The 3,489-nt window shown below is 65.6% G+C and carries 4 protein-coding genes; 1 reads left to right on the top strand and 3 read right to left on the bottom strand.

Annotation, left to right across the window (positions count from 1 at the left end):
- Nucleotides 1–231: 231 nt before the first annotated feature.
- Complete coding sequence (locus AC1DYI_RS29905; RefSeq protein WP_477207756.1) at nt 232–786, top strand: hypothetical protein; 555 nt, start codon at nt 232–234, stop codon at nt 784–786.
- Between the two features lie 120 nt (nt 787–906).
- Here AC1DYI_RS29905 and bla read toward each other — a convergent pair whose 3' ends face one another.
- The 3 genes from bla to AC1DYI_RS29920 all read right to left on the bottom strand — a co-directional run.
- Complete coding sequence (bla, locus tag AC1DYI_RS29910) at nt 907–1,710, bottom strand: class A beta-lactamase (protein WP_477207757.1); 804 nt, start codon at nt 1,708–1,710, stop codon at nt 907–909.
- A gap of 122 nt (nt 1,711–1,832) precedes the next feature.
- Complete coding sequence (locus tag AC1DYI_RS29915) at nt 1,833–2,510, bottom strand: DUF3106 domain-containing protein (protein ID WP_477207758.1); 678 nt, start codon at nt 2,508–2,510, stop codon at nt 1,833–1,835.
- A 151-nt stretch (nt 2,511–2,661) separates the two neighbouring features.
- Nucleotides 2,662–3,489 (bottom strand): sensor histidine kinase (locus AC1DYI_RS29920; protein ID WP_477207759.1); only part of this gene is annotated, 828 nt, incomplete at its 5' end.

The raw sequence follows: 3,489 nt of genomic DNA on the forward strand, positions 1-3,489 counted from the left end.
GCCCTGCACCCTCGACAAGCTCGAGGCCATCCTGCGGCAGTGGCAAAAGGCCCAGAGCTCCTCGGTCACCTGAGCCGTCAACGGGCGCTGGCGGCCAGGCGGCGAGCCCACGCCAATGGCGCCCAAAAGTAACGTCAGGTAAGCATTGGCAGGGTACGTCGATGCCTTGCGATTGACACGGTAGGCATGCGGGTGAATCGACATGCCAGCCAGGCAACGCAAGGAGCAGCAATGGAACATCATCAGGCAAGAAGCGAATCGGCACGGGCGACCATGACCCTGCTGGGTGGAGGCGGGCTAGCAGGGCTGGACGACACAGTCACCGGCGAGCGGGCGTTCAGCGTGCGCCACGAGTTTCCCGATGCCTGGTACGGCCTTCTCGACGCCGATGGCGGCGAGGATGTCGAACGCCGCATGCGTATCGCCCTGCCGCTGACCCGCGCCGATTTTTCGTCGCACGCCGATGGCCTGTGGCTGCAGGAGTTGTCACTGCTCTGCGTTCGCCGCAAGGGCTTCGCCGAAGAACTGCCGATCAGCCGCGTGCGTCTGCTGAGCCCCAGTGGTGCGGTTTGCAGCAGTGCCGGCGTTCGCACCCGTGCTGGCATCGTCAGCACCCGTCGCGCCACCGGCACGCCATGGCAGCCCTTCATCGGCTGCGACCCGACCGGCACCTGGACCTTTCAGCTGCCCGACGCGCAAGCCCAGAAGGCCTGGTTCATCGACCAGCTGATCGTGGACCTGGTGCTGGTGGCCACGGTGTCGGCGCAGCCGCCGGCTTGGGCCTGACAGCGCCGGCCCGGTCGCGGCCTCGCGCTAGCTGCCGCAGGACTCGCCGATCGAACTGTTTTCGCGTCAGCGTGGGCGCTTCGAGGCTCCCTCCGACCAGGCGTCTCAGCCATGTCCACATCAGGTGTCACTCCGCGAATGCACGAGCGGGCCCAGAAGACTGCCGATCTCCGCTATCGCTGCATTCCGCTCGTCGACCGAAGCGGCCGTGGCCGTGATGAACACACTGACGATCAGCGGCTTGTGGTTGGGTGGCCAGACGATGGCTACGTCGTTCGTCGTTCCGTGGTTGCCCACAGCCGTCTTGTCGCCGATGTCCCAGCTGGACGGCAAGCCTGCGCGCAATCTGGCGCCGCCGCTCTTGTTGGCCAGCAGCCAAGCCGTCAGCAGCCGGCGAGACGGGTGGGACAGCGTGCTGCCGAGCAGCAGCGCCTTGACATGGTCACCTATGGCGGCAGGCGTGGTGGTGTCGCGTGGTTCACCAGGTGTCGCTTCGTCGAGTGCCGGCGCCCAATGGTCAAGCCGAGATACGGCATCGCCTTGCGAGTTCATGAAGGTCGTCAGCCCGCCGGGTCCGCCGACTCTCTTCAGGATCGAGTTTCCAGCCGTGAGGTCGCTACGGGTGAGTGCCGCTTCGCACAGTTGCGCCAAGGTCAAGCCCTGGGCGTTGGCAAGCTGCTGCTGAACGACGGGAGAGTTGGGCAACAACTCACGCGCCGTGAATTGAATCCGCCGACTCAGGTCCACCTTGCCTTCGTCGGCACGAACCAGCAACGCGGCGCAGGCGATGAGCATGAAGATGCCGCACATGGGGAAACCGCTCGTCGGCACGGTGGCCCCAGCTCCGGCGCGTCTGGGTGTCCAGCACCCACACGCCCAGACGTGCGTGGAGCGTCTTTTCGATCTCGCCCAGCCGGCGGACAAACGGATCGGCCGGCGTCGCGCGGGCGGCGTCCATCGCGGCGATGCCCAGCAAGCCACCAAAACGGCGGCGTGTCATCCATGGCATGGATTCATCCCGGCCCCCGCAGCAACGGCTTTCCGAATCACGACGGCACCGGTGTCTTGATCGCATCGGGCGGACCCACCTCTGGGCCGTTCGGCGTGGCACCGGTGGGTGCACGCGCCTCATCGGTGGGGATGTGGAAAGTCGTTGTCAGCAGAACCGTTGTGGCACCCGGGGCGACATGAACCATCGCCGGCGGCAGCGAGCGTTGAGTCTCCAAACCATGGGCCAGATGCTCAGGCAAGACGCCCCGGTCAGGCCGCGGTCGATCGGCCTTGGCCCTGCCGGGGTGGTTCTTGGCCTGAAGATAATTCAAACGAGCCTGGGCGCGCTCGGCCGGTGTCAGCCGGGCCCAAGCCACCATCCGGTCGTGCAGACGCTGCTTTGCCTCTGGCGTCTTGTCGCTGATGCGGTCGGCAATCAGCTGCCACCTTTGGTGTTGGGCTGGACTCATCGTCTGCCAGATCGTTTTCAAGGGGCGCAGCACCTGCCGATGCGCCTGGCTCATGGCGACCCAACTCGGCTCGGCCTCGACGTTGGACGTGGTTTCAACGGAGTGTGGGCTCTCGGCGGCCAATGCGTGGACGGGCAATTCGCTCGTCGCCATGCGCAGCAAGAGCACGGAGACAACGGCAGCCGCAGCGAGCAACAGGCAGAGGCGGTAGCCAGGATGCCGCCCGGACTTCTGTGCAGACGCTGTTTCGGCGGGATGGGTCATGGATGGGCCAGCAGATCGACGACAGGTCGACCGACCATAGGCAATCTAGCCGGCCATGGTCACTGGCGACAGTGCGGCTGGTCACGTTGTCCAGAGACCTTGGTCACTGTTTTCGCGGTTCGGACAAATCAGGTTCCGCGCTTGGGCGCGCTCAATCCAGGAACAGGAGATCGATCCGGGTGCCGCTTCCCGTTGCGCTGTGGATGCTCAGTCGCGCGTCGATCAGGAGGGCCTGCTCCTGCATGCCGAGCAGGCCATAGTGACCCGGTCTAGGGGCCGTGGGATCGAACCCGATACCGTCATCAGTGATCGAAATCAATGTTCCCGTGTGCTCTGCGTTTGGGGCGACGCCGTCACTGAAGCGGCCTTGCTGCAGCGTGATGCTCACGGCGCCCGCCTGGGCGTGCCGCTCGATATTGCGCAAAGCCTCTTCGATGATCCGGAACACTGTCTCCGCCCGGTCGTCGGCCCAACTGGACGGCAGCGGGTCTGCTTCGACTGAGAACGACAACCCGGTGCGTTCGGCAAAGCGTTTGGCCAGATCCTGCAGGGCGGGCCCGAGACCCGTGTCACGCAACCCGTTGTCCCGCATTCGCAAGATGGCGGAGCGCGCTTCGACCAAACCGCCCGTGGTGGCGTCTTCGGCGCGCCCGAGTTCTGCGTCCACCTGCTCCGCCGTCATGCGCGGAAAGAGCTTTCGCACGAGTCGAATCTGGGTCAGCAGCGCCATCAGCGAATGCGCCAGCGTGTCGTGCATGTCGCGGGCCATCATCAACCGCTCGCGCGTCACCGCGGCGTGGCGTGCTTCGTCCGCCATGCGTTCGATGCGCACGGTGCGTTCGGCCACACGCCTGTCCAGCTCCGCGTTGAGTGTTTGAAGCGCCTGCTTTTCAGCCTGCAGATGCTCGACGACCTCCGCGAGCGTGGCCCCGATGCGGCTGACCTCGTCGTTGCCAGCCGGGGGCGTCAAGGTCCGGTG

The sequence above is a fragment of the Ideonella sp. P3_A4 genome (assembly GCF_056403075.1).

Coding starts and splice junctions, on each gene's coding strand:
- AC1DYI_RS29905 (WP_477207756.1), top strand. CDS start 232: ATGGAACATCATCAGGCAAGAAGCGAATCGGCACGGGCGACCATGACC.
- AC1DYI_RS29915 (WP_477207758.1), bottom strand. CDS start 2,510: ATGACCCATCCCGCCGAAACAGCGTCTGCACAGAAGTCCGGGCGGCAT.